Raw genomic sequence first — 2,734 nt, 5'->3', positions numbered from 1 at the left:
GGGCGTCCGGGCAGCGGCGCGTACCGGGCCCGCCCTCGCCACCCGACCGCCCACGAGGTACGCCGTGACCACCGCCGAACCGCCCTCATCCGCCGACCGCGCCGCCGCGGAACCCCCGTTACCCGCGATCCGGGGCGGCCGCGGAGCGCCGGGGCGGATCGCCGGGCGCTGCGCCCGCATCAGCGACTCGACGGGCTTCGCGGTCGCCGCGTTCGCCCTCATTGTGGCCAACGCCGCCGTGCTCGGCGTCGAGACCTACTCGGGCACGGCCCGGGACTGGCACGCCGAACTGCGCATCGCCGAAACGTTCTTCCTCGTCGCCTTCACCGCCGAACTGGCCATCCGCATAGCCGCGTTCGGCAATCGCCCCGGGCGGTTCCTCCGTGACGGCTGGAACGCGTTCGACTTCCTCGTCGTGGCCGCCGCGTTCGTCCCCGTGGTCCGCGAGAACGCCACCGTCCTGCGGCTGCTCCGCCTGGCCCGCGTCCTGCGTGCGGTCCGCATGTTCCCCCAGGTCCGCGTCATCCTGAACGCCGCCTGGAAGAGCCTGCCCGGCGCCCTCGGCTTCCTCGTCGTCGGCGCCCTCGTCCTCTACATGTACGCGATGCTCGGCTGGATCCTCTTCGCCGACACCATGCCCGAGCACTACGGCTCCCTCGGCCGCGCGTGCCTCACGCTGTTCTTCCTCATGGCCCTCGACGGGCTGGGCGAGATGGTGCGGGAGGGCCTCGAAGTCTCCCGCTGGACGGCGCTCTACTTCGGCTCGTACGTGCTGGTCAGCTCGTTCCTGCTGGTCAACCTCCTGATCGGCGTCGTCATCACCTCCCTTGAGGATGCCCGCGCGAGCGACGACCAGGCGGCGGCTGCGGCGCCCGCCGCCACGGGTGCTCCCGGCAACGGGGTCGGCTCGATCGCGCACGACGAACGCGAGATCCGCCACCGCATCGCCGAACTGCGGTGCGCCCTGGACGCATTGGAGAACACACTCGCCCGCTCGCCCGGCGGGCGGGACCGCGCGGGACCGGACCCTCCCGCCGGGCGCGAGGGGTGAGTCGGACCGGTAGCCTGCAACCGCCCCTAACTTCTACGTCGTTGTAGAAATTAGGGGCGACGAGTCGTCCCCGAAAACCGAGGAGTCCTTGCCGTCATGAACCGTCCCGCGGTGCACCGTTCCCGCCGTACCTCCCGGGCGATAGCCCTCGTACTGGGCGCCACCTGCGCGTTCACCCTCGTCGGATGCGGCGGCAAGAAGAAGGAAACCGACTTCGACAAGTTCGTCGCCCGCCACCTGTGCGAGAAGCTCGTGCGCGGCGGAGACGGCGACATCGACATGTCCTGCGTCGACCCCGGCACGGGCAAGCGCGTCGACATCGAGTTCGAGGCCAACGACCGCCCCGGCCAGTACTTCACCGACACCGCCTTCGGCGGCACCGTCCACGTCTTCAGCCAAAAGGAAGTCCGCGACGCCAAGGTCTACTCGAAGATCAAGAAGAGCTGAACCCCGCCACCGCGCACCGCCGTTGCGACTTCGTGCACGCAACGGCGGCGCGGGCGGGTGGAGTTCGGACGCCACGTTGCGCCTGGGCGGCCGTGATGCGCCGGATCACGACGAGGGCGAACGCCCCGGCGAGCAGGAGCGAGCCGTACGCTCCGGCCGGCAAGCACGTTCAGGGCGACGGTCGGCCCGCCCAGGTGCCGCGGGACGCGCTGACCCCGTGGCCCGTGGGGACGGCGGTGCGTTCGGGTGGACCTGGCCGGGAGGTTGGGGGAGTCCCCAGGCCGGTGCTCCCGGGCCGGCGCGCCGATCGGACGGACCTGGCCGGGACGCCGCGCGGCGTCCGTCGGGCCGGCCGGGAGGCCGCGCGGCGTCCGTCGGGTCGGTCGGATGGGCCCGTCGGTTCAGGAGATGGTGACGCCGTTGTCCTTGTACGTCTGGACGAGGCGGTCGAAGTCCGCCTGGGTCAGGCTCGCGGCGCTGGGGCCGGCCAGGTCCTTCAGGTCCTGGAGCGTGGTGTTGCGCGTCAAACCCAGGCAGGCGATACGACCCGAGGTGTTGAACTCCTTCAGGTGGCCGACGTACCCCTCGCGCGCCGGCAGCGACTCGCAGGTCGCGGTGTTCGCCGGGGTGTAGAGGGCGATGACCTTCCAGTGCGACCGGCTGCTGCTGCACGACACCGGCTCGATGGGATCGACCAGGACCGTGGCCGCCTTGACCGTGTCGATGCAGTCGTCGTCGCTCAGGCCGCCCAGCACCGTTCCGACGCGCGGCGTACGGGACGTCGGCGCCGAGCTGGTGGGCGGCCGGGTGGTCGACGGGCGGGTGGTCGTCGCCGACGGGCTCGGGCGCTCGGTCGAGGGCGTGGGGCGGTCCGTACGGGACGGTTCGGCGGTCTGGCCGGACCCCGTGCTCGACCCGGCGACCGGATCGTCGTCGCCGTCCCCGCGGGTGAGCAGCACACCGGCGACGACACCGCCGATGACCACCACGACGAGGGCGATCACGCCGATGATCACGCCGGTGCGGTTGCCGCCGCCGGGCGGGGGCGGCCCCTGCGGGTAGCCCCCGTAGGACGGCGGGCCGGGAGGTCCACCGGGCGGGGGCGGCGGCCCCTGGTGGTGCCATCCGCCGCCGGGCGGGCCGGGTACGTGGGGCGGGGGACCGGGCGGGTATCCGCCGCCGTTCGGCATCGACATGAAACGCTCCCAAGCTTCGGGGCCCACGCGTCGGCGGGCC

The 2,734-nt window shown here is 72.6% G+C and carries 2 protein-coding genes and 1 pseudogene; 2 read left to right on the top strand and 1 reads right to left on the bottom strand.

Features of this window, described 5'->3' with window-relative positions; all coding sequences use genetic code 11:
- Positions 1-157: 157 nt before the first annotated feature.
- Together ACRX5S_RS11635 and ACRX5S_RS11630 are read left to right on the top strand one after the other, a co-directional pair.
- A complete protein-coding gene (locus ACRX5S_RS11635) occupies positions 158-1,051 on the top strand; it encodes an ion transporter (RefSeq protein WP_436773197.1) in 894 nt (297 codons plus the stop codon).
- A 96-nt stretch (positions 1,052-1,147) separates the two neighbouring features.
- Positions 1,148-1,498 (top strand): hypothetical protein, encoded by a 351-nt coding sequence (locus ACRX5S_RS11630; RefSeq protein WP_436772794.1) that lies wholly within the window; start codon positions 1,148-1,150, stop codon positions 1,496-1,498.
- A 401-nt stretch (positions 1,499-1,899) separates the two neighbouring features.
- Here the strand turns inward: ACRX5S_RS11630 and ACRX5S_RS11625 are convergent.
- Positions 1,900-2,734: pseudogene (locus ACRX5S_RS11625) on the bottom strand (hypothetical protein); the annotation flags it as partial.

The sequence above is a fragment of the Yinghuangia sp. YIM S09857 genome (assembly GCF_051388915.1).
Lineage (GTDB): Bacteria > Actinomycetota > Actinomycetes > Streptomycetales > Streptomycetaceae > Yinghuangia.
Note: the sequence above shows the minus strand (reverse complement) of the source record. Positions and strands in the feature narration are given on the sequence as shown.

Bases quoted from the DNA above. Each gene is read 5' to 3' on its own strand.
- ACRX5S_RS11630 (WP_436772794.1), top strand. From the start codon at position 1,148: ATGAACCGTCCCGCGGTGCACCGTTCCCGCCGTACCTCCCGGGCGATA.